The 25,117-nt window shown below is 48.2% G+C and carries 19 protein-coding genes and 1 pseudogene; 12 read left to right on the plus strand and 8 right to left on the minus strand.

Annotation, left to right across the window (positions count from 1 at the left end; genetic code table 11):
• Positions 1-538 precede the first annotated feature (538 nt).
• The 3 genes from LX98_RS19530 to LX98_RS19540 form a co-directional block, all read right to left on the minus strand.
• The gene (locus LX98_RS19530) at positions 539-934 is read right to left on the minus strand and encodes a response regulator (RefSeq protein ID WP_496430432.1); all 396 of its coding nucleotides are present in this window, start codon (positions 932-934) and stop codon (positions 539-541) included.
• 176 nt (positions 935-1,110) lie between these two features.
• Positions 1,111-1,269: a hypothetical protein gene (locus tag LX98_RS19535; RefSeq protein ID WP_312645459.1), complete on the minus strand. Its 159-nt coding sequence runs from the start codon at positions 1,267-1,269 to the stop codon at positions 1,111-1,113.
• Positions 1,270-1,666: 397 nt separating this feature from the next.
• Complete coding sequence (locus tag LX98_RS19540) at positions 1,667-2,860, minus strand: outer membrane beta-barrel protein (protein ID WP_496430433.1); 1,194 nt, start codon at positions 2,858-2,860, stop codon at positions 1,667-1,669.
• A gap of 623 nt (positions 2,861-3,483) precedes the next feature.
• Here LX98_RS19540 and LX98_RS19545 point away from each other — a divergent pair.
• A complete protein-coding gene (locus LX98_RS19545) occupies positions 3,484-4,458 on the plus strand; it encodes an exopolyphosphatase (protein ID WP_496430434.1) in 975 nt (324 codons plus the stop codon).
• Positions 4,459-5,144: 686 nt separating this feature from the next.
• Here the strand turns inward: LX98_RS19545 and LX98_RS19550 are convergent.
• Positions 5,145-6,635 carry a glycosyltransferase gene (locus LX98_RS19550; protein WP_496430635.1) on the minus strand — a complete coding sequence of 497 codons (1,491 nt, stop codon included), beginning with the start codon at positions 6,633-6,635 and terminating at the stop codon, positions 5,145-5,147.
• 660 nt (positions 6,636-7,295) lie between these two features.
• On the opposite strand from LX98_RS19550, the gene LX98_RS19555 reads away from it, so the two are divergent.
• Both LX98_RS19555 and LX98_RS19560 read left to right on the plus strand, forming a co-directional pair.
• Positions 7,296-8,504 (plus strand): hypothetical protein, encoded by a 1,209-nt coding sequence (locus LX98_RS19555; RefSeq protein WP_496430435.1) that lies wholly within the window; start codon positions 7,296-7,298, stop codon positions 8,502-8,504.
• Positions 8,505-8,555: 51 nt separating this feature from the next.
• Positions 8,556-8,858: pseudogene (locus LX98_RS19560) on the plus strand (hypothetical protein); the annotation flags it as partial.
• Positions 8,859-9,010: 152 nt separating this feature from the next.
• Here the strand turns inward: LX98_RS19560 and LX98_RS19565 are convergent.
• The gene (locus tag LX98_RS19565; protein ID WP_496430436.1) at positions 9,011-9,463 is read right to left on the minus strand and encodes a YiiD C-terminal domain-containing protein; all 453 of its coding nucleotides are present in this window, start codon (positions 9,461-9,463) and stop codon (positions 9,011-9,013) included.
• Between the two features lie 400 nt (positions 9,464-9,863).
• The gene (locus LX98_RS19570) at positions 9,864-10,718 is read right to left on the minus strand and encodes a VTT domain-containing protein (protein ID WP_496430437.1); all 855 of its coding nucleotides are present in this window, start codon (positions 10,716-10,718) and stop codon (positions 9,864-9,866) included.
• 236 nt (positions 10,719-10,954) lie between these two features.
• On the opposite strand from LX98_RS19570, the gene LX98_RS19575 reads away from it, so the two are divergent.
• The 4 genes from LX98_RS19575 (at position 10,955) to LX98_RS19590 (ending at position 15,290) form a co-directional block, all read left to right on the plus strand.
• Positions 10,955-11,482 carry a redoxin domain-containing protein gene (locus LX98_RS19575; RefSeq protein WP_496430438.1) on the plus strand — a complete coding sequence of 176 codons (528 nt, stop codon included), beginning with the start codon at positions 10,955-10,957 and terminating at the stop codon, positions 11,480-11,482.
• Positions 11,483-12,557: 1,075 nt separating this feature from the next.
• On the plus strand, positions 12,558-13,478 hold the full coding sequence (locus LX98_RS19580) for a MazG C-terminal domain-containing protein (RefSeq protein ID WP_496430439.1): 921 nt from the start codon (positions 12,558-12,560) through the stop codon (positions 13,476-13,478).
• Entirely contained in the window at positions 13,475-14,167 is a 693-nt protein-coding gene (locus LX98_RS19585; RefSeq protein WP_496430440.1) for a thymidylate synthase family protein, read from the plus strand. The genes LX98_RS19580 and LX98_RS19585 overlap by 4 nt, the downstream gene beginning before the upstream one ends.
• Entirely contained in the window at positions 14,160-15,290 is a 1,131-nt protein-coding gene (locus LX98_RS19590; protein ID WP_496430441.1) for a uracil-DNA glycosylase family protein, read from the plus strand. Before LX98_RS19585 ends, LX98_RS19590 begins: the two co-directional genes overlap by 8 nt.
• Positions 15,291-16,123: 833 nt before the next feature.
• On the opposite strand, the gene LX98_RS19595 is transcribed toward LX98_RS19590, so the two are convergent.
• Both LX98_RS19595 and LX98_RS19600 read right to left on the minus strand, forming a co-directional pair.
• On the minus strand, positions 16,124-18,907 hold the full coding sequence (locus tag LX98_RS19595) for an SNF2-related protein (protein ID WP_496430442.1): 2,784 nt from the start codon (positions 18,905-18,907) through the stop codon (positions 16,124-16,126).
• A gap of 213 nt (positions 18,908-19,120) precedes the next feature.
• Positions 19,121-20,755 carry a sigma 54-interacting transcriptional regulator gene (locus tag LX98_RS19600; RefSeq protein WP_496430443.1) on the minus strand — a complete coding sequence of 545 codons (1,635 nt, stop codon included), beginning with the start codon at positions 20,753-20,755 and terminating at the stop codon, positions 19,121-19,123.
• Positions 20,756-20,960: 205 nt separating this feature from the next.
• Between LX98_RS19600 and LX98_RS19605 the strand changes: the two genes are divergently transcribed.
• From LX98_RS19605 to LX98_RS19625, 5 genes are all read left to right on the plus strand, one after another.
• Positions 20,961-21,509: a peroxidase-related enzyme gene (locus LX98_RS19605; RefSeq protein WP_496430444.1), complete on the plus strand. Its 549-nt coding sequence runs from the start codon at positions 20,961-20,963 to the stop codon at positions 21,507-21,509.
• Positions 21,510-21,652: 143 nt separating this feature from the next.
• On the plus strand, positions 21,653-22,765 hold the full coding sequence (locus LX98_RS19610) for an N-ethylmaleimide reductase (RefSeq protein WP_496430445.1): 1,113 nt from the start codon (positions 21,653-21,655) through the stop codon (positions 22,763-22,765).
• 33 nt (positions 22,766-22,798) lie between these two features.
• On the plus strand, positions 22,799-23,419 hold the full coding sequence (locus tag LX98_RS19615) for a pyridoxamine 5'-phosphate oxidase family protein (RefSeq protein ID WP_496430446.1): 621 nt from the start codon (positions 22,799-22,801) through the stop codon (positions 23,417-23,419).
• Positions 23,420-23,472: 53 nt separating this feature from the next.
• Positions 23,473-24,093: a DUF5069 domain-containing protein gene (locus LX98_RS19620; RefSeq protein ID WP_496430447.1), complete on the plus strand. Its 621-nt coding sequence runs from the start codon at positions 23,473-23,475 to the stop codon at positions 24,091-24,093.
• 31 nt (positions 24,094-24,124) lie between these two features.
• Positions 24,125-25,114 carry a zinc-binding dehydrogenase gene (locus tag LX98_RS19625; protein WP_496430448.1) on the plus strand — a complete coding sequence of 330 codons (990 nt, stop codon included), beginning with the start codon at positions 24,125-24,127 and terminating at the stop codon, positions 25,112-25,114.
• Positions 25,115-25,117: the final 3 nt, after the last annotated feature.

Consider the following 25,117-nt stretch of genomic DNA (forward strand, 5'->3'; position numbering starts at 1 on the left):
TCTATTCTCCGGTGATCATCTGTAGTGGAATCGGAAACTTGGGGTGTAAATCTCTCACCCGCGATCTTTTGAGGAAACGGATAAACCTTTTCCAGAACCTGGAATGTTTGCAATCAGTCTGGACGTAAGGTCCACAATAGATATATCCAACACGCCCTCTAGGGTCCGATCCCCACGAGTTGATCGAAACCTTGGAAGGGATTCAGAAAAATAATAATCCGATTCGGGGAACATATGAATAACGTTAAATGTGAACGATGTTGAATTTACTTTCAGAAATATGAAAGAGCGGCCTATCCCCTGTTTGGCGGGACTCCTGGCCACATTGGAAGCCCACAATTATAAAAGTCTACTTCTTTTGGGAAATCCTGCTGTTAATGTTTCTCATTTAAAATGCTCATGAGAATGTGTACGGTTGAAGGAACATTCGGGGTGGTAAGGTGTTACTCCATACTTGTAAGGCGTCGGGGAGAATCATCAGTGATGCCTTTTCCGATTTTAATGATAATTTTTTACTCCTCATTTTTACTTCATCTCCTTACAGCAAGGCCAGGAACTCATTTTTATCCAATGGTTTCACAAGCAGGCCTTTTGCGCCTGCCTTTCGAGCTCGCTCTGCATAGGAGGGGCTGTAGTGCATATTGCCACTCACGACGATTATGGTAGAAGGCTTTGACCCTGATCGTTGGGCGAGGTATTCCACCAATTCAATCCCTGTTGGCCTGGGGATCCTCTCCCCCTCTTCCTCCATGCACCAGCCTTGGTGAATATCTGTGGTGACCAGGTTTGCATGGTTATGTTCAAACCAGCTCATGGCCTCAAAGGCGTTTCCGACTTCCTCACATTCATAGCCTTGCCGTTTCAGGAAATAGAGAAGGGTTTTCCTGCATTCCCGATCATCATCCACCACCAGAGCTTTTTTCTCGTGAATCAATGAGTCTCTGTGGTTGAAAAGACCTGGATAACTTTGCAGATACCCTGGAGATTTAAAAATTCTCATACCCATTACCGTATTATAAGTTAGAATTTGGTCTCGATATTTTTTCTCCTGTATCCTGGCATTTGAAGGTAATCCTGATCCAAAAGGAGAAGTCTTGGTACTTCCATTTCTTATTCTTCTTCTATGCCTTCATTTTGGAAGTAATCGTTTGACGCTTTGGTCCTCGCTTTAGGTCGAGTTGGGGGTTTGTTCTCCGCCCAAATCCAACCCATGGCGATTAACGTGATCACAATGGTTAGACTGATGGTTATTGCCAATGACCATGTCATGTCAGTGCCTCACTTGATTGGATGTGTAAATATTATCTTTTGCCTTGGTGAGATATATGAGCAATCATGATGCCACTTGGCAAGAGAATCCTTTCCCAACAATTCGGAGTTTAAGTGCTTGAATTCTTTCGAGAAATGAAAATGAGGCAACCGATGGAAGGAGATCGACAAGTGGTTACATCGTGGACAGGTGTCTATAAAGAATTTTCATAATAACCAGTTTTCCGTTTTTCCTTTGTCCTATCACTTGATGGGAAAAAACCGTGCGATAGTTTCCATGTGGGTTTCCTGCCTTGATCCCTGTGACGCCATTTTAGTCAGGGGTCTTTTGTGAGCCTGTTCTTTCCGGGGCAAAACGTATCCTCATTTTCATCCATGCTCCGCTTTGGATGCTCTGTCAGGGTGAGTCGAAGGTCCAAATGACAGAGAAAATCAATAAGTTCTGGGAAGGGGTCAGACTGTTTTGCCCACCCTTGAAGAACCCGCCACCGGAACCCGTAGAGTTGTCATGGCGGTATTCGATCCGGAAGATGGAATTGGTCCATTCATAGGGAAGCCGATATTCCGAAGTGGCGGTGACTGCCCAGATGAATTGGTCAAAGCCGGTAATGAGACCATTCGGGTCCGAATAGAGCTCCGGTCGAAGCGCGACAAACCATGGTTTGGTGATTTGCCAGCGCGTATGGAGCGCTGCTCCCATATAGATTAATCGGGGATTGCCCGGAACCGAGGCATTCTTTTGGGTTCCCATCTGATACTGCCCCGCAATTGTGACCTCCTTGCCTTTCCATTCAACGATGGTGTCTGAAAAGATTCGCCAGAATTCCATTGAGGTGTTTGATTGATCAGGCCCATAATAGATGGTTTCTTTTATCGTCCAGGAGCGACCGGGTGTGTATGTTGCCTGGGCTCCATAACTCGGCAAATCGTTGGCGTTTTGTAGATGGAAATATTCATTGATGACAAAGACCGCACCGGTCCACCGGTCGTTGATTGGATAGACTGCATTCGCCCCGAACATGAGGTACGGTGAATAGTCGGCCATCCAGGAGCGCGTATAATTAAAATTATCCTTGGCGTACAAGGATTCATAACCAATGAGGCTGTTAAAGAGTCCGGCCTGAATCGTCAAGCCGTTGCCGACCGGAGCCAGGTAGGAGAGATTCGCGCGACCGAAGTGACGCCAGACATCGGATCCAGGAACACGAGGAAGGTTGGTCCCGAACCCGAAATCTTTGGAATCCTGGCCGCCATGACCTAATAGCTCTGCACCCCATCGGGACTGCTCGGAGGCACTTTTCCTAATATAGGCACCGCCCATGTTAAGTTCGAGCTCGTTGACTCTGGGCGTGGTGGCGCGATTGCGAAAAAGGTGATTGTCGGGAGAATTAAAGTCATGTGAATATCCAAGATCCACAAACCCGCCGTAGTGCCAATGTGGCGACCGGGCTTTCGGTAGCTGGGCCGCAACATCCTGCAACAATTCATTTTTCCGGGGCAGACGCTCAGGTTCTTCTGCAAGGGCGTGAGTCATCGTGATCGAGCATGTCACCAATGTGATCATGCCCATCCATCCGGTAATCGATATCATGGTCTCATCGTTCTCCGTCTTCTGTTGTTTCCGATCGGGCTAGCTCTTTTTGATGCTTCTTTCATCTTTTGGATGACCGGATTGAAAGGAACTCGCATCTGCTGATGTTGGGTAAAAATATGTGTTTGACGATAGTGGTGCCCTTTACCTCTAGCAGCAGGGCCGTATCAGGATAAAGGCTCATGTGACCGGTGTCATCCAGAACTCTTTATTTTTGTGGGGGAAAAAGGTCCTGGTTTGGAATCTTCCCACTATGGACAAGGATCAGGTAGGTGCTTTAGGGCATTCTTCAACAAAAAAATGAAATCGGTGGGGTCGCCTGCTTCACCGCATTTCATCGCCGGATAATGTGTTCGCGAACCCGGTTTGTCTGGGGTATGACCTGGATTTGAGGAAAAGAATCGACTCCTCTAAAAGCCCGAAAAAGAGTTGCGGGCTTCCTATTTCTGCCTAAGAAGTCAAACGCGAAAGTCATATATCCTTAAGATCTGAACCTTATGTCCGAAAATATGAGTAGGCCTTGGCCGTTCGGGCTACGGACACCATGCTTAAACCTTCGTCAATCAGGAACACGCTCGCGGCATTTCCTTATTAACTTTGCTTCCCTTTGAGGATCAAATCTTATGGCTACTGAAAAATTCCGATTAGTGACCCGCAGTGATTTTGACGGACTGGTCTGTGCGGTTCTGCTGAAAAAAGTGGGAATTATTGAGGACATCAAGTTTGTCCACCCAAAAGATATGCAGGATGGCAAAGTGGCGATCTCCGCCAAGGATATCACCACCAATCTTCCGTATGTTGAGGGTGTCCACCTCGCGTTTGATCACCACCTGAGTGAGACTATTCGAAATAAGGGTGAGCGAAGTAACCATATCATCGATCCGAAGGCCCCATCGGCTTCTCGGGTGGTTTATCGGTATTACGGTGGTGAAAAGACATTTCCGGCCGCATGGAATGAGATGATGGCCGCAGTCGATAAAGGCGATTCGGCCAAATATGATATCAACGAAATCCTCAACCCGAGCGGCTGGGCCTTGATGAATTTCATTATGGATGCGCGTACCGGACTAGGACGCTTTAAGGAATTTCGCATCTCCAATTACCAGTTGATGATGGAACTCATCGAAAAATGTATCAGCCTCAGTATCGATGAAATCATTGCCCTGCCGGACGTGCAAGAGCGGGTGCAGCTCTTCCATAAACATGCCGAGTTGGCGAAAGAACAGATACAACGATGCTCGACCGTCCATGATAATCTGGTTGTGTTGGATCTGCGGGATGAGGAGACTATCTATGCCGTCAACCGGTTTATGATTTATGCCCTGTATCCGGACTGCAATCTGTCCATCCATGTGATGTGGGGATTGAAACAACAAAACACCGTGTTCGCAATTGGAGCGTCGATCGTCAACCGGAGCTCAACGGTCAATATCGGAGAACTCTGTCTGGCGTATGGCGGCGGCGGGCACCGGAATGCGGGCACCTGTCAGGTCGCGAATGAAGTGGCCGGGAAAACACTCAAAGAAATCATCGGGATGATACGTATCCGAAGCATGACCCAGGTAGATACAGGAAAGCCAGCCTGTGCGACGGTTTAACAGGCAATAGATCAGAGTGTAATGGTGTAACCGGTATCGAGGCCACTTCCCCAAGCGTTCCTTAGCGCCAAAGCCCGTTAGCAACATTATTCCAAAAAGCAAGACAAGGAAACCCACCTGGAGGTGATAATTTTTTGATTCACAGCGGATTTCCCTTCTAGATATTTACCAATGGTGACCAATTTAATCACGGAAAGGCCTATATAAAAAAGACCAAGTCCCACAAATATCTCAAGTTACGACATGCCGAAAAACCTCCCCAAAAAACGCTTCTTCAATTTCATCAGCTGGCATTATTTGCACGGCCTCCTCATTCTCCTGAACTAGCACTCCTCCTCCTTATCTATCCTGAGGAAGAATTAAAGGCATTTTAATTCTTTTTCTAGACTCGAAAATATAATCCCCATATTTTTAATACGGAAAATGGCCGGTTTGAGGCCAAGGAGATCGGGAGCCCCACCGGTGCCGGAACCACATTGATTCGATACTAGAAATCTTATCTCAATCGCGAAGCTTTCGTTCCCTGAGGCAATTTCGGGCTGGTGGCCGCCATGCTGATGCAATTTAAATTTCGTAGTGGATTGTATGTCTTCTCCAAGAAGATTTCTTTAATTTCATCCACAAAAACTGTGCAACAAGGGATCGATTGGAACGATCCGGTCTTTCTTGCGAATTTGGTCGAAGGTTCAATCTGTATGCATAGCGCTTTTATAGTTACGAGGCTTCACCTCTAGGAAAGATTCGGAGAGCGATCTCTTGCATGAGAACCGTTCAAGCAAGAATGATATGGTTATCCAGCCGGCTCCCATCATTGTCAGCATATAAAATCCACTTGCCAGGAAGTGCCCAGTCCAAAATGACCAAACAAAAAATGCCGTTGCATATATACACATGAGGACTGTTCCGACAATATAGCCAGGCAGGGGAGCTTTTGGTGGATCCAGATATTTATGAGATTTTGGTGTTACGTCCCAACTCTGAACATTCCCGAGACCTTCGAGAGTGCTCTGGGTTTGGGCCCACATCATTCCAAGATTCACAATAAACCCAATCGGGATAAATGAAGAGAGCCGGAATTTCCGTACAGGAATTTTAGAATCGATGTTGCCTGTAACATAGTGTCCTTCAGCCAATCGTATACAAAGAGAGCAAATGAGTAGCAGTGAGAATTCCAGATAGACGAACCATTGAAGACCATACTGAGCACTTATCAGGAATGCCGGAAGTGCACCTAGGGTGAAGGGCACAGAAAGTGCCGGGCCAAAACTACCGAACAAGCGCACCAAAAAATCGAGACGAATTGAGAGAGGGAAATCACTTTTCCAGATATCCCCCGCATAATACTTTAACACTCTTAACCACCCTCTCTTCCAACGCATCTGTTGAACAATGAATCCGGTGATGGTTTCCGGAAGCTCCGATGGCACCTTGAACTGGTCAAGGTAAACAAGTTTCCACCTTTTGATATTGGCGCGGATACTGAACTCGACATCTTCGACTTCGGATAGACAATTCCACCCACCTGCATCCTCAACCGCTGCTTTGCGAATGATCCCTGCGCTTCCGTGGAAATGAATCCATAGCCCGGCGCGAGCCCGTGCGGCCTGCTCGAACATCTGGTGGGTGTCCAGTTTTGTGGCTTGAAATTCCGTGAAACAGGACTTTCCTCGATTCATGTAAGACCATCGGGCTTGGACAATACCGACCAGGGGGTCCGTAAAAAAATGAACGGTTCGCCGAAGAAAATCTGTCGGTATGAGAAAGTCGGCATCAAATATGGCCAACATTTCTCCTTTTGCCAGGGGAAAGCCGTTCTTGAGGTTACCGGCCTTGAATCCTTCCCGTGTTGTTCGTCTGATTACATTGATATCCAGCTCTGCCTGCTGCTGACGCAAGCGGTCCACTTCCCGCTGAATAATTGTTGATGTCTCATCATCGGAATCGTCAAGGACTTGGATTTCAAGACGGTCACTTGGATAATCCAGTGCCACCGCATGGCGGATGACGCGCACAGCCAGTTGGCCCTCATTTCGAATAGGAAGCTGTATTGTGACACATGGGAGTGCGCTCTCTACAAAACGGCACGGGGGTACAGGGTCCAATCCGTGATTTCGTGTATACAGTGCGATCAGGGATAAGTAATAGAGGGTCAGCCCCAATAGGAGGGCTCCACACATAACCGGGACAAAAAAGGCCAACGTGGCCGCTATGCTAAGAATAGGTAATCCCCTTTATGGTCAACCCCTAAATGGAGTGAAATATCTGAAAATTAGGAATTCCTTCTGACAAAAGAAAGCTGGCATTGAGCAATGACAGGTTTTTGATAAATGCCTGCTGTGAAAATGTTACTCCCGCTTTAGGTTCAGAACGATTTTCTATCCAAACAAATGCCTTGTTTTAACTTGTAAGTCTAAAAAGGCAAATAAGTACCTACCAATTTCCTTCCTTTCGCTCATAAATTTTGAGAGGCATTAAGAACAATAAATGGAATAGGGCGATCCTATCGACTGGGTCCTTCCCCATTGCTTTACCGCAATGGGTGACATTTATAGACAAAACCTCAATGGCTTTGATAAGCGCTCCTTCCGGGATTGCCGGTTCCCGGTCACTTGGCAGGGGCAGCTTGACTGCTAAAAGCACCAGTCTTGTAAGGGCCCGAGTAAATATAGAGCGCTGCATTGACAACTCGAATTCGCCTGCCAATATGCATTAAGGGTGTTATGGTCAGGGGCAATCCCTTCACAGCTGAAATCCTATGCCTCCCCGTGATGTGTCAATAATTTGACAATGGAACTTCCCTCATTCCTAGATCAACAAAATTAATGTTGTCTGGATCCATGCCATTTACGTGGTACCAATCAACCCAATTGAGGTTGCTGTTCATCACGATCAGTGCGGGTAGTATTCTCTTTTCACTTGTGGAAAAGGGGTGGGTGTTTTCGGTCATTTTTGCTCTAGGAACTCTGGTCGCAGGAATAGTTGTTGCCTGGGTTCGGCAGCCACGTTGGAAAAATGTGACCCTCGTCTTGTTGAGTGTCTTTGCGTGTTTGGCCATTTCAGAAATTCTTTGTCTTCTCCTTAATCGGACAGAAGAGTCCTATTCTGGAGAGTACACAACCTCCTACTTTCGTAGTGACGGGGAAGATGGTGATTTAGGGTATGAACCAAATCCGGGAAATTTTACTGTTCAGAAATACCACCGAGATCATCTCGTGTATAGCCAATCATATGCCATTACCCCCCAGAGAATTCGGGAAACGCCCCAAAAGAAGCGTGCCGAAAGTTGTAATGTGGTCTTTTTTGGTGGGTCCTACACCTTTGGAGAAGGCGTAGGCGATCATGAAACCATGCCATATTTTTTTGCAAAAGGAGGAGACGGGAAATTCAACGTCTATAATTTGGGGTTTCATGGCTATGGACCCCATCAAATGTTGCGAGCGTTGGAAACTGAACGACTTAAGACGATTGTGGATGGTCCAGTGCATCTCGTGATTTATCAAGGGATCCAAAGCCATGTCGACCGCGTGGCAGGAAATACATTTTGGGATCACTATGGGCCTCGTTATACGCTCATGCCAGATGGATCAGTGAGGTACCAAGGTCCGTTCCATGGGAAATGGTACAAAATTTTCTACGACCTTGTTCGTCATAGTGCACTGTATGGTTTTATTCAGGAACGTGTCATTCAAATGCATGCATTTGATCACAGAAATATTCCTCTCTATCTTGGTGTGGTCGAACAAAGCCGTCGGGCGATTGAAGGTAACCTTCACGCACCGTTTTATGTTCTGTTTTGGGATAAGGGAAGCGGGGATATTCTGGCCGATCAGATTGTTGAAAAATTTGAAGACCACCGGTTTCGACTCATTAACATTTCCCAGGTCATACCGGATATTCAAGTGAATCACGAATTGTATACCCTTTCCCCTTTTGATCCACATCCGAATGCCAGAGCCCATTACTTGATCGGGAAATATCTCGCCGAGGGTTTTAAGGATGCTCCCTGCAATTCCTTGACATTCAATCAAGCGAAGCCCACGCGGTAATCCTTCGGCCAATTTTCTGAAATTCACTCACTGCGATGAGGATTCTTCAATGCCGTCAACCGGTTTATGATTTATGCCCTGTATCCGGACTGCAATCTGTCCATCCATGTGATGTGGGGATTGAAACAACAAAACACCGTGTTCGCAATTGGAGCGTCGATCGTCAACCGGAGCTCAACGGTCAATATCGGAGAACTCTGTCTGGCGTATGGCGGCGGCGGGCACCGGAATGCGGGCACCTGTCAGGTCGCGAATGAAGTGGCCGGGAAAACACTCAAAGAAATCATCGGGATGATACGTATCCGAAGCATGACCCAGGTAGATACGGGAAAGCCAGCCTGTGCGACGGTTTAACAGGCAATAGATCCAGAAGGTAATGGTATAACCGTTACCGAAATTGAACAGACTATTTCTCGACCACGTTTTGACAACCCCCCATCTTTAAAAAGATGCGGATGGTTTCCAACTTGCGGTCCTATTATAGTGATGGTCCATAGAGCCTGCTATTAGTCTTGTTTCATAGCTAAAGCCACGAAATCCCCTTCGAATTTCCCGACCTGTTCTTCATTGCAACTCAGTGTTGCCGCGACGCTGATCCTCGCCAGATTTTTCCGTGTAAATGTTCGTAGAAACCTTTCCCAGGGCAGTGAGTCTTGAATGGTGGAAGAGGCCTCAAAGGTACTCACAATAGGACGCTCATAGGTTATCGTATTGCGCTGAATCACCAGACGACAAGCCACGTGTTTTTGTTGTAGCCGAACATAAAGAATGGCCCAGGCTGCCAGGATGGCCACGGCCGAGGCGCTTCCACCAAACACGGTTTCCCGATGATTGATATTGGGAGCAAGAGGAGCTCGCAAGGTGACGCCATTCCAGTCTGCTTCAATGACTTTAACGCCCATGGCGCGTGAAAGTGGAATATGCTCGTGTAGATAATGCTCTAAGTCACATCGATTCATGGAGAGCTCCTACCTATCGATAGCCATGAATAAAGATTGAAACCTAAAGGAAATCACGGGAAAATTGACGAACCGAGGGACCGGGTTTAGCCGTCCTGGTTTTGGCACCATAACTTTTCCCGAAGAACGCGAGGAATGTCGTCTGTTTGGTTCTCCAGAAACTTCTTGAATATTTCTTTCTCCTTCGCCTGTCCTTCCAATGCCACCGTCCCCATGGTTTTATTGTAATCGTTTCAATGCCACAGCTCGAGCACGGAGAATGTCCTCCAGAATGTTTTGTGGCCGGGGTTCGACGCCAAGATGACAGGAAAGGCCATGGTAGCTTGAGTAGTTGGGAATGACTTTCCGGCGTAATTTCTTCCTTTCTCGCTGCGGGCACTCAACATTTCCACAAATTATTTCATCGGGCTGTTGCATGAGGCGCAACGTGCCCCCCCTGGGCAATGTCCTGAGCTGGCGGTTGCGGCGGAGTCGATCCGGGAGCCGGACCCGGGGCCTCTCCTCGCAAGAGTTTGACCAAACGTGAGTCGGGGAATCGAAGGACAAGTTTAGGGATGAAAAGGAGCAGCGCGACCATGGCAAATCCAAGAACAACTGTGAGCCATGTTCCTCCGGTGGCATAACTTCCGGCGTAGGTAAGCGCAATCGTTGGAGGGATCATGCCCAGAAAGGTGACCAGTGCAAACATACGAAGAGACATTTTGGTGAGCCCGGCCCCATAGCTGATCAAGTCGAATGAAAAGATCGGCAGTAAACGGGACAGAAACACAAAAATCGCCAAATGGTGATCGGAACATTTTTCACAGAAGGCGATGTTCATACGCAGGAGCCTGGTCAGGACTTCCCGTCCTACGGCCCGTCCAATGAGAAAACTGACGATAGCTCCTAATTCCGCTCCCAGCACCGCATAGGCGGCCCCAAGAAACGGTCCGAATGCCGCCCCTGCGGCAATGTCCAACGGCAGGCTAGGAATAGGGCTGATGATTACGGCGAAAGCCATCAATCCCATAAACAGGAAAGGGGCCCAGGGTCCCGCCTGGGAAAGCCATTGGGTGATCCGGTCGGGATTGAATACTTCGCCGATGTGGATCTGCTGCATGACCAAATACACCGCTACCAGCAAGACGAGCAAGGCCGCCGCTTTTACCCAGAATATAGTTGTCAGACGCTTAGGGGAAAAACGAGAAATGGGGGATGGATTGAGCAAGGTCAGGACACCTTCCTGAATATGAGCCTTTTGAAGACTTACTCTCAAGCACCTAAATTTGCTGTCCAATCAGGATTGCATGCCGGATATTCTCATGTTGTTAGATGAAGTTCCATTAAAAAATGATTTTTTATCCACATATGGAAGATTATTTCAAATACCGGGCCTGTTAAGATGGGATCATGTCGGTCTTTTTAAAACTTCCATGATAGGCACTCCACTTGATCGTGGGGATTGGACCGTGTTGTACCCAAAACTGAATCAATCTTGAGGAGGTGAAAACCATGGCTCCAACAAAGCTTTCGTCGGGAAGCCGGCTACCTGAATTTACCCTTCCACTAATCAGCGGGGAAAAAGTCACATTGGGACAACCACAAAAGAAGGGGAACTGGCAGGTCGTGTTTATCTATCGGGGACTGCATTGCCCGATATGCAAAACATACCTTAAGAAACTCGAGAATTTAAAGGGAAAATTCCCGGCTGTGGGAGCAGAAATCGTGGCCGTCTCAGGCGATCCGGAAGACAAGGCCAAGAAGATGATTGAAGAAACCGGCGCCACGTTTCCGGTGGCCTACGGGCTGTCTATCGAACAAATGAAGGAACTCGGCCTGTATATTTCCCTACCGCGCTCCAAGGAGGAGACGGACCAACCGTTCCCCGAGCCGGCCATGTTTGCCGTGAATCCGGAAGGCAAGGTCCAGTTGATCGACATGTCCAATACGCCGTTCAACAGGTCCGATCCCGAGGAATTAATCGATACCTTGAATTGGATTCAGGAAAATGACTATCCGATTCGTGGAACCTATGAATAAGGAACTCTAAGACAGGATGTTCCCGATTGGAGCGTTGATCGTCAACCGGAGTTCAACTGGCAATATCGGGAAGCTCTGCCTAACGTATGGCGGCGGCGGGCCTCGGAATACAGGCACCTGTCAGGTGGCCAATGAGGTGGCCAGCGTGAAACTCAATAAAATCATCGAGCACGTTCAACCTGCAAAGGGTAACCAATGTTCCAGCAGGCACGGCCTCGTATACGACAGCCTAACAGACAATTAAAGTAGTAGTTGTTGTTTTTTTAAAACCTGATTCCAAAGCCCAACCACAGATAGGAATAAACTGGAACTTCGCCCCTGTTTCCTTCCACGGTCATAACGGTTAGCAGAAAAAAAGAGAAGGTCACGCCTGCAGATCGGCCAATCGGGCTGACGCTCAAAAAAAGAGGCGGACTTTGTTTGAGCCTAGCGAGTTGGTCCGCCCCTCCACTGCGTCAGAACGATTCAAAGTGGCTGATCTGGGCGGAAATGGTTTTGGGTCCTTTTGCCGAAACAAAAGGACCTCGACTGCAGGGTCGAAACCCTGCCCTTCCACACACCAAGGTTAAGACACAATACATGAAAGAAAATTTATTTAATGGGGAAAAATGACTGAATCGCAGGAGTTGTGATGTGAAGCATACCTTAAAAACAAGAATTGTCCCCTAGCCTGCCCAGGATTTCCTGCATAGTTTCCTAATTCCCACTTCCAAACATTCCAGTTAGTCGTTGGCCGGAATCCATTCCCCATTACCCCTTCAGTTTCTCTAAAATGGAGAAGACCATCACAAAACTCTTATAGGGAAGAGACCCGCCTCAATCCACTCATTTACCGACGAGATCAGGGATGAGTAAAATGTAAACATCAGGCTCGACCCATTATCTTCAGACCCCTTCCTCAATTACTTTTGACACTCCCGCTGACCAAACCAGTAGGAAAAATAAAGTTTTACAAATCTAGATAAAATCAAGGCCATAATCTATAGTACACCGAATTTCTAGGGTTATCTCCAAAAGGAAAAACTTTTATCGATAATTTTAGGGCAAGGCAAAAACTTTAAAAAGCGAATGCAGAGTGAGCCATATTTCATCAAATCGGTTGTTCAGTTTCGAAGAATATCAGGAAGAGGCAAATAAAACTGATCAAACAGGAGCCGACCCGCAAGATGGAATTCTTGTTTCTGTACTTGGAATTGTTGGAGAGGCGGGTGACTTAGCAACACTATTTAAAAAGAAGCTGCGAGATGGTAATAGCTTCACAGTTTATCCAGAACAATGCGGAGAGGAGCTTGGCGATATTCTATGGTACATGGCCACTCTTTGTAGCAAACTTGGACTTTCCCTAGAGGAGATAGCCTGTAAAAATCTAGTTAAAACCAATGCCCGATGGGGAAATTTTGATGCTCCGGATTCTATGTTTCAACTATTTGATCAAGAGTACCCTAAAAGGGAGCAGATTCCTAGGATTTTCAACATCGCCTTTAAGGAACACAAAAAAAACGGACGCCACATAGTTCAATTGTTTAGAGATGGGAAAAAGTGTGGAGATACTTTAACAGACAACTCTTATTTCGAAGACGGTTATCGATATCATGACGTTTTTCATTTGGCTTATGCAGGGGTATTAGGTTGGTCCCCGGTAACTCGAAAAATTCTTAATTGTAAGAGAAAAAGCAACAAAAGGGTCGATGAAATCGAAGATGGTGGAAGATCCAGTGTAATAGAAGAAGGGATTTCAGCATTAGTATTTCAGTATGCTGAAAAACATAATTTATTAGATGGTGTTGGTCGCATTGATTCGGAGTTGCTTTCGCTTATCATTCGGTTGACTGGCGGGCTTGAAGTGGGGAAAGTACCTGCAGCTGCTTGGGAGAAGGCTATACTGTCCGGTTACCAAATTTTCAGGCTTCTTAGTAAACATCGAGGCGGCAATGTTGAAGTTAATCTGAACAAACGAACCTTAAATTTCCATAAACTCCCAATTGCAGGTCAATGATAATCGAAGAAGTTTCACCTTTAGCTGCCTGGAGAACCGCCAGTAACTACCTCATTCTCAATAAGGGGGAGGCATATAATATACAAATCTCATTTCCTTGTTCCGAAGCTATAGATGAAACGCCTTTGCGGAAATTTAATCCTAGACAAGTTCTTGGGAAGAAATTTGATTGCGCGAGAGATGTGGCGAATACAATTTTCCCGGCTAAGACATGGTCTAATTCGCATACCAGAGAAGACTTTTACAATCGATACAAACGCGCCCATGAACGCAATCGGAAGCCAAGTTGGGGGACTTATTTTTTACGACTCATCGCATTTGGTGACACAAAGGTCAATCAGCTTGAGCGAGTAATCAATGCTCTTAACAATTGGGAAAACAATCATAAAGCAGTCTTGGTCATGCACACTTCTTCACCTGAAACAGATAATTTAAGGACTTTAGGTGGGCCTTGCTTGCAGTATATTCAGTTTAACTGTCCAAAAACCAACCAAATTGATTTATTGGCCATATACAGGAATCACGATTATTGCAAGAAGGTTCTCGGGAATTTCTTTGGATTGAGCCGACTTCTCAAATTCGTAGGAGAGGAATCTGGACGATCCCCTGGTAAGATCTCTTGCCTATCTATTCATGCATACATCAGCACGTCTTCAAAAAAACAGAAGGAGCTAATAAAAAGTGCTTGAAGCAACAATGTTCCACCAACGAAAGTTTGACGAGCTATGTAGCAAAGTCAAGTTCTGTACACGCTGTGAAAGAATGGAAGAAAGTGCTCGAGTGCTATCGAGAGCCGCTGGCCCTCTAACTGCCAAATTAATGTTTATCGGAGAGGCCCCGGGAAGGCTGGGGGCGGACGCTCATGAAATTCCCTTTCATGGCGATAAAGCCGGTCATAATTTTGAGGAGCTTCTTCATTTTGTCGATCTCGACCGCTCGAAGGTGTTTGTTACTAACGCGGTACTCTGTAATCCAAAGGCGGAATCCGGTAATAACGCTACACCTAGTAAAACGGAAATGAAAAATTGCTCAAATTATCTTAAAGAACAAATTGATATAATCCAACCAAAAATTGTTGTGACCCTGGGATCTATAGCACTTGAAGCGATAAATTTCATTTCCGAACATAATTTGAAGTTGTCAGAGCATGTAAGAACTTCACACACATGGTTTGGTAGAAAGCTGATCCCCATTTACCATCCTGGTGCAAGGGCCATGATTCACAGAAGTATGGCCAATCAACGCTCGGACTATCAGTATATTGCCGACCAGCTGAAAAAAATCGAGGGACCAGTCCGTAAAAATTCAGGACAGACGAAAAATGAAGTTGCTTGGTTGGCGAAAGAGATAATACAAAAAAAAGGTTTAATTAGTTATTTTGCTCTTCATAAGCTTTTTTTCCTGGTTGAATGCGCAGCCTCGGCCCGCTTGGGGAAAAACTTTACTGCTGCGTTTTTCATAAGACAAAAAGATGGCCCATATTGCACTGACTTACATCTGGCTAAGCTACGTAAGGCTCTGCCAAGTCTTAAAGTCACAGAGAAACAAAATAAGATATTTCTTAATCTGCCACAGCAGAGTCTTTTTGGCGAAATGAAAGTTGCAGCTCTTCCGAATGAAGTGAAACAGATCGTGGAAGAAGTTGTATGTTCTACGGGGTCACTTTCTGATGCGGAGCTTAAAACAAAAGTCTATTTAACTGCTCCTATGCGTCAAATGCTTCGAACCGAACGAACAGGGCTTGTAAATCTGTATAACTCGCCAATTAAGTTTGAGGTTGCCACTCGGGAGGGAAATTTAAGCTGTAGTTGAAAACGAGATCTTTCAAGAAATGCATTTTGGTAAAAACACAGATCACACCAATGAATTCTTATTGAAAGGAATGCGCTCTTTACCACCCAAAATCACAGCAATATAGTTGAAAACTTATCCTGCTTTCACAATCCCCATTTTTTTGATGCGGGAGAGGAGGGTGGTGGGTTTGATGCCCAGGGGTTCTGCGGTTCCGCAGGTTCCGTGCATTTTCCAGTCGGATTGTTGTAAGGCGGATTCGATATTCGCCCTGTTGCGCTGGGGTTTCCCCGTTTTTCTTTATAGGCCTCTTAATGTCATGCCAAGTTAGTTTGTAATTGTTCTGCCTAAGCGGTTTTCCCACCGGGGAAGGACGCCTGCCGCCCGGACCCATGGGTAGACGCTCTTATTAACTCTAGTGGACCTTGTTAGAGCCCAGGGAGTTGGGCCACCTTCTTAAAGTTGGCGTCCATCCCCTTTTTGAGGCCGGACGGGGCGTCACTGGTTTTGGGCCCTTTTGCTCCACAACAAAGGTTTCGCCCTCTGGGACGCGCCAAGCAAAACCTCGGCTGCCGGGCGGAGACCCGGCGGCTCTCATACATGGAAATAATTCCCATTTAGTAGGTTAGCTTTGGAAGTAAATACGGGTCATGTCTGTTGATATCTAGTTTAGAATTCCTGCAAACCCAAGGACTGCGGCACGCCATAGAGAATACCTACCTAACTTACAACAACAGACGCGACCCATAATCGTTGTTGCTTCACAGACTTCCCTCATGATTGTACTTGCTCACGAGAGTAATTTACACCACATGCAACGGGGAGTATACCGTTGGGGGTTTGTATTCGAGGGGTTAAACCGTATAAATGACACGCAGGGCGGACAGATGGAGGGTGCTGCTTTGCAAGCACCTTTCCACATCGGAAATTTTCGTGCGCAGGAATTGCACTTCTTCATCGCGAATGGTTGGGTTGCGCTTTTGCAGGGTAAGGAGACGCTGTAATTCGTTATCCAATTCTTCATGCATCGAGGCGATGGCAGCATTGCGAAGCATGGGGAGCTGTTGCGCGGCTATTTCCTCAATGTGTTGCACCTGTTTTTTTAATGTCGCACGTGTGCTCTGGATCATTTGCTGTGCGACTTTCCGATTGATCTTTTCCAGTAAAGTTTCGTAGCTGTCAGGTGGTAGTTGCTGGGTATAGTTTTCCCCGTCCTGGTTGACCAGCAGGCGCAATGCGTGGCAAGGAAGGTAGCGCCCGGTCTCTAGTCCGGCGGGTGCAGGGCAGTTCGATTCGAATATGGCTTCGATTAAAATACTGTGCGGTGGAAGATGTGGCAGGTGTAACGTGCAGACACTGGCCCGGCCTCGTTCTCCGTTCAAAATCAAGTCGATTGTCGAACGGACTAACGGGTGCTCCCAGCTCAGGAAATGCATGTCTTCTCGCGCAAGGGCCGTCTCGCGATTGGTTGTCACGGTGATGCCGTCTTCGGGTAACTCAGGAAATTGTGCCACCTGTAAATGAGCACCCGATCGTACGATCCAACTGCTTGGCGAATGATCTTCAATTTCAACCCCAAAACAATCAAAGGCGTTTTCAAGGTATCGTAATAAGATGTTCTCCTGCTCATTGTGTTTGATTTCTTTAATCAACGGGTCAGCAATTTCCTGACGGCAACCACTGAGTTCGAGCAACCGGTTGCGACCAAGGGTGAGTTGCCGGGTCTTTTGCTCGTGCAGTTGCCTGCATTCCTTGATGAACCGGTCCTCATCGAGGTGTTCGCCGGCAAGGTAAGCAGCAAATTGTTCTTCCATTTCGGCCTTGATGTGTTGGCCGGTTACGCAACTATGCTCAAACGCCTTGAGTGCATGATGGTACCAGCGGCTCAGTCGTGCGTCTCTTGAACCTGCCGCGACAGGCACGTGAATATTGATATCGTGCTGCTGCCCGATTCTATCCAGGCGGCCAATGCGCTGCTCCAGTAAATCGGGTTTATCGGGTAAGTCGAGCAGGACGATATTATGTAGAAATTGAAAGTTTCGGCCTTCGCCGCCAATCTCCGAGCAAATCAATATTTGCGCACCGTCTTCGGCATCGGCAAACCAGGCGGCAGCGCGGTCTCGTTCCAGGAGACTCATGTGTTCGTGAAAAACACCGGCTGGCAGGCCATGCCTTTGCAGCAGTATTATTGATAGGGAAACCGCGGTCTCGGCGGTCGCGCAAATCAGTAGCACTTTGTGCGGCGATAGTTCTCGTAGTTTATCGGAAAGCCAGTCAATACGGGTCTCGTTTCTGTCGTCATCGAGTACAGCAGGAATGAAGTGACGCTGGGGAAACCCGCTGATTGACGCACGCGTGTTCCTGAACAACATGCGGCCAGTGCCGTGTTGATCAATCAAACGGTCGATGAGGTGTCGTCGAAGTATGCGTGCATCGTTATTAGCGGCATTGATGGCTGCTAGGTCGATGGCATCGCTATCATCAATGAGCGAACGTACATGTGCTAGATCATCTTCAGTCATGGTCTGATGATCGAGTAGGAGATTCACCAGCCCGGCAGTCGCGGCATGTTGTTTCTCCTCGGCTAAGTAGCTGTCGAGCGAGTGGAAGCGCGCCGGGTCGAGTAGTCGCAAACGGGCAAAATGTCCTGCCGTGCCAAATTGCTCGGGTGTGGCTGTTAATAACAAGACTGAATCTGACTGATTCGCTAACGTTTCGATTTGTCGATACTCCTGGCTGCTCTCGCCCGGTGTCCACTCCAGATGGTGCGCCTCATCGACGACCAATATATCCCAATGGCACATGGCCATTAACGGGGCGATATCATCGCGGCAGGCAAAGTGTAATCCGCATAACACGAGGGGAAATTGATCGAAAAGGTTTTCAAGAGGTGCCGATTCTTCTGGATTGTCGAATGCCTCGTCGATATGTGAAAAATACTGCTCATCGATTAAGGTGAAGCGTAAATTAAAGCGCCTGAGCAATTCCACCAGCCACTGATGCAGGAGTGGTTCCGGTACGATAACTAAAGCACGGTGTATTTTCCCGGTCAGTGTCATACGGTGCAAAATTAAACCGGCTTCAATGGTTTTACCGAGGCCCACTTCATCGGCGAGTAGAACACGCGGGGCGGTTCTCGTTGATACTTCATGGGCAATATAAATTTGATGGGGAATCAGGCTGACACGTGGCCCGTGTAAGCCAAAGCTTGTTGATGCTTGTTGTGTGGCAAGGTGTTGCAACGTGGCCGCACGTAGCTCAAACCATCTGTTGTCGTCAACTTGCCCGGCAAACAGTTTGTCTTGAGGTACATTAAACGTGAGTGCATCGGACAGCTCACGTTCATGCATGGTGGCCGCCTCACCACTTTCCCGAATGCCGTGGTAGCGCACTGTGCCGCTGACATATTCTATTTCGGTGATCGAAAGACCCCAACCATCCATACTTTTAATTGAATCACCGACATCAAATTCAACGCGTGTCAGCGGGGCAGTGGCTTTTGCATACGTGCGTGTTTCATCAGCGGCGGGGAATTCAATTTGAACCGTGCGAAAGGCGACAGATTGGACGATGCCCAACCCGAGTGCGGCATCGTTGTCACTCACCCAGCGTTGGCCAGGAGTAAAATTATCCATCATATTCATTCATCTTCTTTTAAGAGGTAGAGATTGCTTGGCTGCTAAACACGAAAATCGATTTTGGAGAGGTAAAGTTAGTCTGCGGCATTCCCAGCCATGGTAATTGTTCTGCGCAGGGTGAATTTCTTGCTCTCCTTAAAGGCGAATACCGCAAACGCATACATTCTTGACTTTTATTCCATTCCTACCTAACTTCAAGTCAGTGACGCCAATCTAATGGGTCTTCTCAATCCCCATTTTTTTGATGCGGGAGAGGAGGGTGGTGGGTTTGAGGCCGAGGAGTTCGGCCGCCCCGCCGGTGCCGTAGATTTTCCAGCCTGTTTTGAGTAATGCGGCTTCGATGTTTACTTTTTCCTGAAGGCGAATGTCCTCGTCGGTCAGAATCCGGCCAACGCTGTCACCATTTTTCTTGATGGGTGTTTTGAGTGAAGATCCGCTGGCTTGCGGTACAGGCAGGTCGAACTTGACCGATCCGCATCGTGAGGAAATTACGGCGCGCTCGATGATGTTCTGCAGTTCCCGCACGTTGCCCGGCCAATGATAGTTTTGTAGTTTCAGGACTTCGGCCTGGGTTAATTCCCGTCCCGTGCAATTCAACTTTTTGCGGACATTGGCCATGAACATGCCGGCCAACAGCGGAATATCTTCCTTGCGATTGCGAAGTGGAGCGACTTCAATCGGAAAGACATTCAACCGGTAATACAGATCCTGACGAAATCTTTTGGCTTCCACCTCTTGGGCCAACTTCCGGTTGGTGGCTGCGATAATGCGGACATTGACCTTTCTGGTGGTTTCCTCGCCTACCCGTTCGTATTCTCCCTCCTGTAAGACGCGTAAGAGTTTGCTTTGCATCTCCAGGGGGATTTCTCCCACTTCATCCAGAAAGAGCGTGCCGCCATCGGCCGCTTGGAACCGCCCGGCCCGGTCTTTCATGGCGCCGGTAAAGGAACCTTTGGCATGCCCGAAGAATTCGCTTTCATAGAGATCTTTGGGAATCGAGGCACAGTTGACCCGCACGAGCGGATGGTCTTTTCGTTGACTGCGGCGGTGAATTTCGCGCGCGACCAATTCTTTTCCGGTTCCCGATTCTCCGGAGATGAGTGCGGTGGCATCGGTGGGAGCCACCAGCTCGATCTGTTGCACCAGATTAGCGATGGCCGGACTCTGCCCGATGATACCCCCAAAGTTCTGTGCTTCCAGGACTTCTTCTTTTAAGAAGGTGTTTTCCAGTTCCAATTGGGCTTTGAGTCGTTCGATTTCCTCAAAAGCCCGGGCGTTGGCAATGGCGACGGCTACATGATCGGCAATCATCCGGAACCAGACGGTGGCCTCATTCGTGACCGGTTCCCGTTCGAACACGGCCAATACGCCCAGAGTTTCCCCTTTATAAATGATGGGTTGTCCGTGAAAGCCCTGGATGCCTTCCTGCCTGGCCCAGTCGGGCCTGGCAATCCAGGCGAGATTGTTGTCCATCTCATTGATGATGAGTTGCTCGCCGGTCTTTCCAATCCGCCCCACCTTACATACGCCCAGCGGAAACCGGGCAAAGTACCCGTCGGTTTTCATCCATTCGGTTTTATCTCCCACACCTGATCGGCCTGCACTGGCCACCAGGTGGAGGCACTGCGTCTGATCAGGGCATTCCTCCCTGAACCGGCAGGTGGAGCAGATATCGCCGGGTTTAAGCAGCCAGATTCGCGCCAGGACCACGGTGGGTCGATCCGCCAGCCGGCGCACAATCAACCACAGCAAGTCGTTTAATGAACGTTGCTGGGCGATGTCCAGCAACAGGCATTTCAGGGAATCCAGTGTGGTGGGATCTGGGCATTCCGCCTTTGTCGTCGTCATAGCTGAAAATTTAAACGAAATTTCGTGGATGTGCAATGAGTTTTCGTGCGACACGATTTTTCGTGGTAATTAGTAGTTGGTTAAAAATTATTTTTATAAATAAAACAACTATTTATGAAGTTTAATGGTTTGGCACGGTCATTGTAATACCACGAAAACATGAATGCGAACGTTTACCAAAACCCACACAAGGAGAACCCAAACCATGACACGATTACCTGCACTCAATCCGGAGACCGCCACCGGCCAGGCCCAACGTTTGTTGAAAGGCGTGGAAAGTAAGCTCGGCTTCGCGCCTAACATTATGCGGACCATGGCCAACTCTCCGGCGGTCCTTCGGGGGTATCTCGATTTTTCGGGAGCCCTCTCGAAAGGCCATCTTTCGGCGAAGTTTCGCGAACAAATTGCCCTGACCGTTTCCGAGGTCAATGACTGCCGGTATTGCCTCGCGGCCCACTCGGCTATTGGCCGAACCGTGGGGCTCAGTGAGGAGGCTATCAGTGACAGCCGGCGCGGGGAATCACTCGACACCAAGGAGGCCACGGCCCTGGAGTTTACGCGGCAGATGGTGTCGAACCGGGGACAAGTTACGGACGAAGAGGTTGCCAAACTCCGCAAGGCCGGGTTTACGGACGGGGAGATCACAGAGATCCTGGGCAATATCGGGCTGACACTGTTTACCAATTATTTGAACCACGTGGCCGGAACAGAGGTGGACTTCCCTGCGGTTTCCGGGCTGGAAGCCAGGGTCTAAAACCGTCCAGGTCTAAATTCAGAATCACCATTACTCAATCATTCATGTCATGAAAGGAAAAAACCATGACCACACAAACTACCCTTAACATTCAAGACAGACTGGAGATCACGTAATATTTATTTCATCAAAGGAAACAGATCATGACAAAACTATTTGAGCCATTACACATAGGTTCCCTGACCTTACCCAATCGCATCATCATGGCACCGTTAACACGGATGCGATCACAGCAGCCAGGAAATGTTCCTCACGAGCTCAATGCCGAATATTATGCTCAGCGTGCGTCCTCCGGTTTGATTGTTTCTGAAGCTACGCAAATTTCCCAACAGGGCCAAGGCTATCCTGCTACCCCTGGCATACACTCCTCTGAGCAGGTCCAAGGCTGGAAACTCGTGACCGATGCCGTGCATAAAGCCGGCGGCCGAATCTTTCTTCAGCTCTGGCATGTGGGGCGTATTTCTCATCCCTCTCATCAACCTGATGGTGGGTTGCCGGTTGCGCCCTCTGCTCTTGCTGCGGAAAACAGTGGGACGTATACGGTCGATTGGCAGGAAACGCCGATTTTGGTTCCGCGCGCATTAGAAACAGATGAAATTTCGGGAATTGTTGGCGATTTTAACGCAGGGGCTGAAAACGCCAAATCGGCAGGTTTTGATGGCGTGGAAGTCCATGGAGCCAATGGGTATTTACTCGATCAGTTCCTTCAGGATGGTTCCAACTTACGCACTGACCACTATGGTGGATCCATTGAGAATCGTTCCCGCTTGTTGTTGGAGGTTGTCGATTCCGTCATCGAAGTTTGGGGGAAAGATCGTGTCGGCGTGCGTTTATCACCCTTTAACGCGTTTAACGGCATGAAGGATAGCGATCCCATCAAGCTGTTCACCTCTGTGCTTGGGGCGCTGGATACCCGAGGCGTGGCCTATGTCCATACAATTGAACCACGTTCATCTTTCGCGGGCATGCAGGACGAGAGTCTTGAGGACAAACCACAGACCGCGTCATTATTTCGTCCTGTACTGAAGACCATCCTGATTTCTGCCGGAGGACATACTCCCGTTTCAGCCCATGAATATGTAGAAAATAGTTTGGCTGATGCTGTTGCGTTTGGAAGGCACTTTATTTCCAACCCTGACCTCCCGGAGCGTATCCGCCAATCCTCACCTCTCACCCCCTATGATCGTGCCACATTTTATGGCGGAGATATGAAGGGATATACCGACTATCTTCCACTGAAAGAACAGGCCGCCTAACGACCACTGGAGTTAGGAAAAGGAGACTAAGCCATGAAACCACCAATCAGTGATATCGCGTTCACCCCATCCGTAAAGGCCCTCCAAGAGAGGATGGGATCACGTAAACCTTATGCTCGAATGGAAGAAGGAGACGGATGGTCGAGCACCATCACGCAAGAGCTTGCAGATTTTGTGAGGAAGCAGGATTCATTGTATCTGGCCACCGCCAACAAGGACGGAAGGCCGTACATCCAACATCGAGGAGGTCCCAAGGGCTTTCTCAAAGTACTGGACGACCGCACTCTGGCTTTTGTTGATTTCGCAGGCAATCGCCAATATATCTCATTAGGAAATTTATCCGAAAATCATCAGGCTTTTTTGTTCCTGATGGATTACGCGACCCAAACCCGAATCAAGGTGTGGGGAACCGCAGAGGTGATTGAGGATGATCCCGCCTTGCTTAAGAAACTTTCTGATTTCCGGTACAAGGGAAAGCCCGAACGGGTTATTCGTTTTCATGTGGAAGCCTGGGATACCAATTGCCGACAACACATTCCTGTCAAATATTCACAAGAGGAGGTCGACCGGCTTATGTTGTCCCTTAAAGGCCGGATCACGGCCTTGGAAACTGAAATTGAGATATTAAACAGACAATTGCGGGTGTCGGTGTGAACGAATGTCAGTCGATTAATGTTAATGGCCATGCTGAAATAGGAGACAAGGAAATGAAAACATCCGTACAATTCAAGGAACCAATATCCGAATCGATAGAAGCTTCTGATTATACACATGGAACTGCAAGGGAACATCGAACGATGAATCATGAATCTGAAGAGTGGGAAGAGAGATTCCGGACCCTCTTCGAAAGCAAAGTCACGGCCTATAAAAACGGAGAGCGTCAGGTGGACGTGATGTTTACGAAACAAGAAGAAGACTTTCTTCGATCGATCGGGGCCACGCCTCAGGAAATTTTCGACTTTGTGGAGGACTGGTGCGATGCCGGAGAACCCGATCCCGAAACCGCTCTCGCCATTACCAGGATAAGACGGGACTATTTTTTAAACGATCAACAGGGACAATATTCGAAATATGTGAAAATTACCGAATTGTTCCCGCCCCGGGAGGCCTCTCTGGCGGGACTGGAATGGTTTCCGCGCATTATAGAGAAAGCCAGAGCCAAGCTTTATGGAGAGTTGCCACCTGATCTGATGTACAGTTGCGGTGCGGATCGTCGATTTCTGAGAAACGTCAACGTCAACCCCGTTGAATTTCTCCAAATGGTCCGGGAGGCGGATGACGACGTGGACCGCATCGTACAATTGGTGACGGAACGATCAAAAACCTGACCGAAATGATTTTTTTTGGAAGAGGTGGCTGATGCCAAAGATCGTGCGCTTTCATCAAATAGGCGGACCTGACGTTCTGAAGCTTGAGGACTTTCCTTTGGCCGAACCGGGTAAGGGAGAAGTTCGCATGAAGGTGGAGGCTATCGGTCTTAACCGCGCCGAAGTCATGCTGAGAAAAGGCCAATATCTGGAGACTCCTCAACTGCCCTCTCGGATAGGGTATGAAGCGGCAGGAGTCATTGATGCCGTCGGTCCCGACATCACAGACCTACAAATTGGTGACCGGGTGAGTACGATTCCGTCATTTCCCATGAGCCAATATGGGGTCTATGGTGAGAGTGCCATCGTCCCGGCCTCTGCGGCCGCTCCTTATCCCGACAACCTCTCCGCCATTGAAGGTGCTTCCATCTGGATGCAATACATGACGGCGTATGGGGCACTCAAAGAATACGGAAATCTGAAAACAGGCGACACGGTTTTGATAACGGCCGCCAGCAGCAGCGTAGGCTTAGCGGCCATTCAAATCGTCAAAGCTACCGGAGGAGTCGCGATTGCGACGACTCGCGGCGCAGATAAAAAAGCCTTTCTCCTTCAAGCTGGAGCGGATCATGTGATTGTGACCGATGAGGAAGATCTGGTGGAAAGAGGGATGGCGCTCACCTCTAAAAAAGGCGCGCGCCTGGTGTTTGATCCTGTTGCGGGTCCGTTGTTGGAACAACTCGCCGCCGTCACCGCACCTGGAGGGATCATCTTTGAGTATGGGGCATTGGCTCCACACCCAACCCCATTTCCTTTGTTCCCTGCCTTGGCAAAAGGGTTAACCATACGAGGATATACGCTCTTTGAAATTGTTAAAAACCCGGAAATGCTGAAGCGCGGAAAAGAATATATTTACCAGGGATTAGAAGCCGGGGCATTAAAACCGATCATCGATCGCACCTTCCCTTTGGCCGAGATTGCGGAAGCGCATCGCTACATGGTCTCCAACCAGCAAAAAGGGAAGATAGTGGTGACTGTGTGAAAT

This window comes from Nitrospira marina, assembly GCF_059568365.1.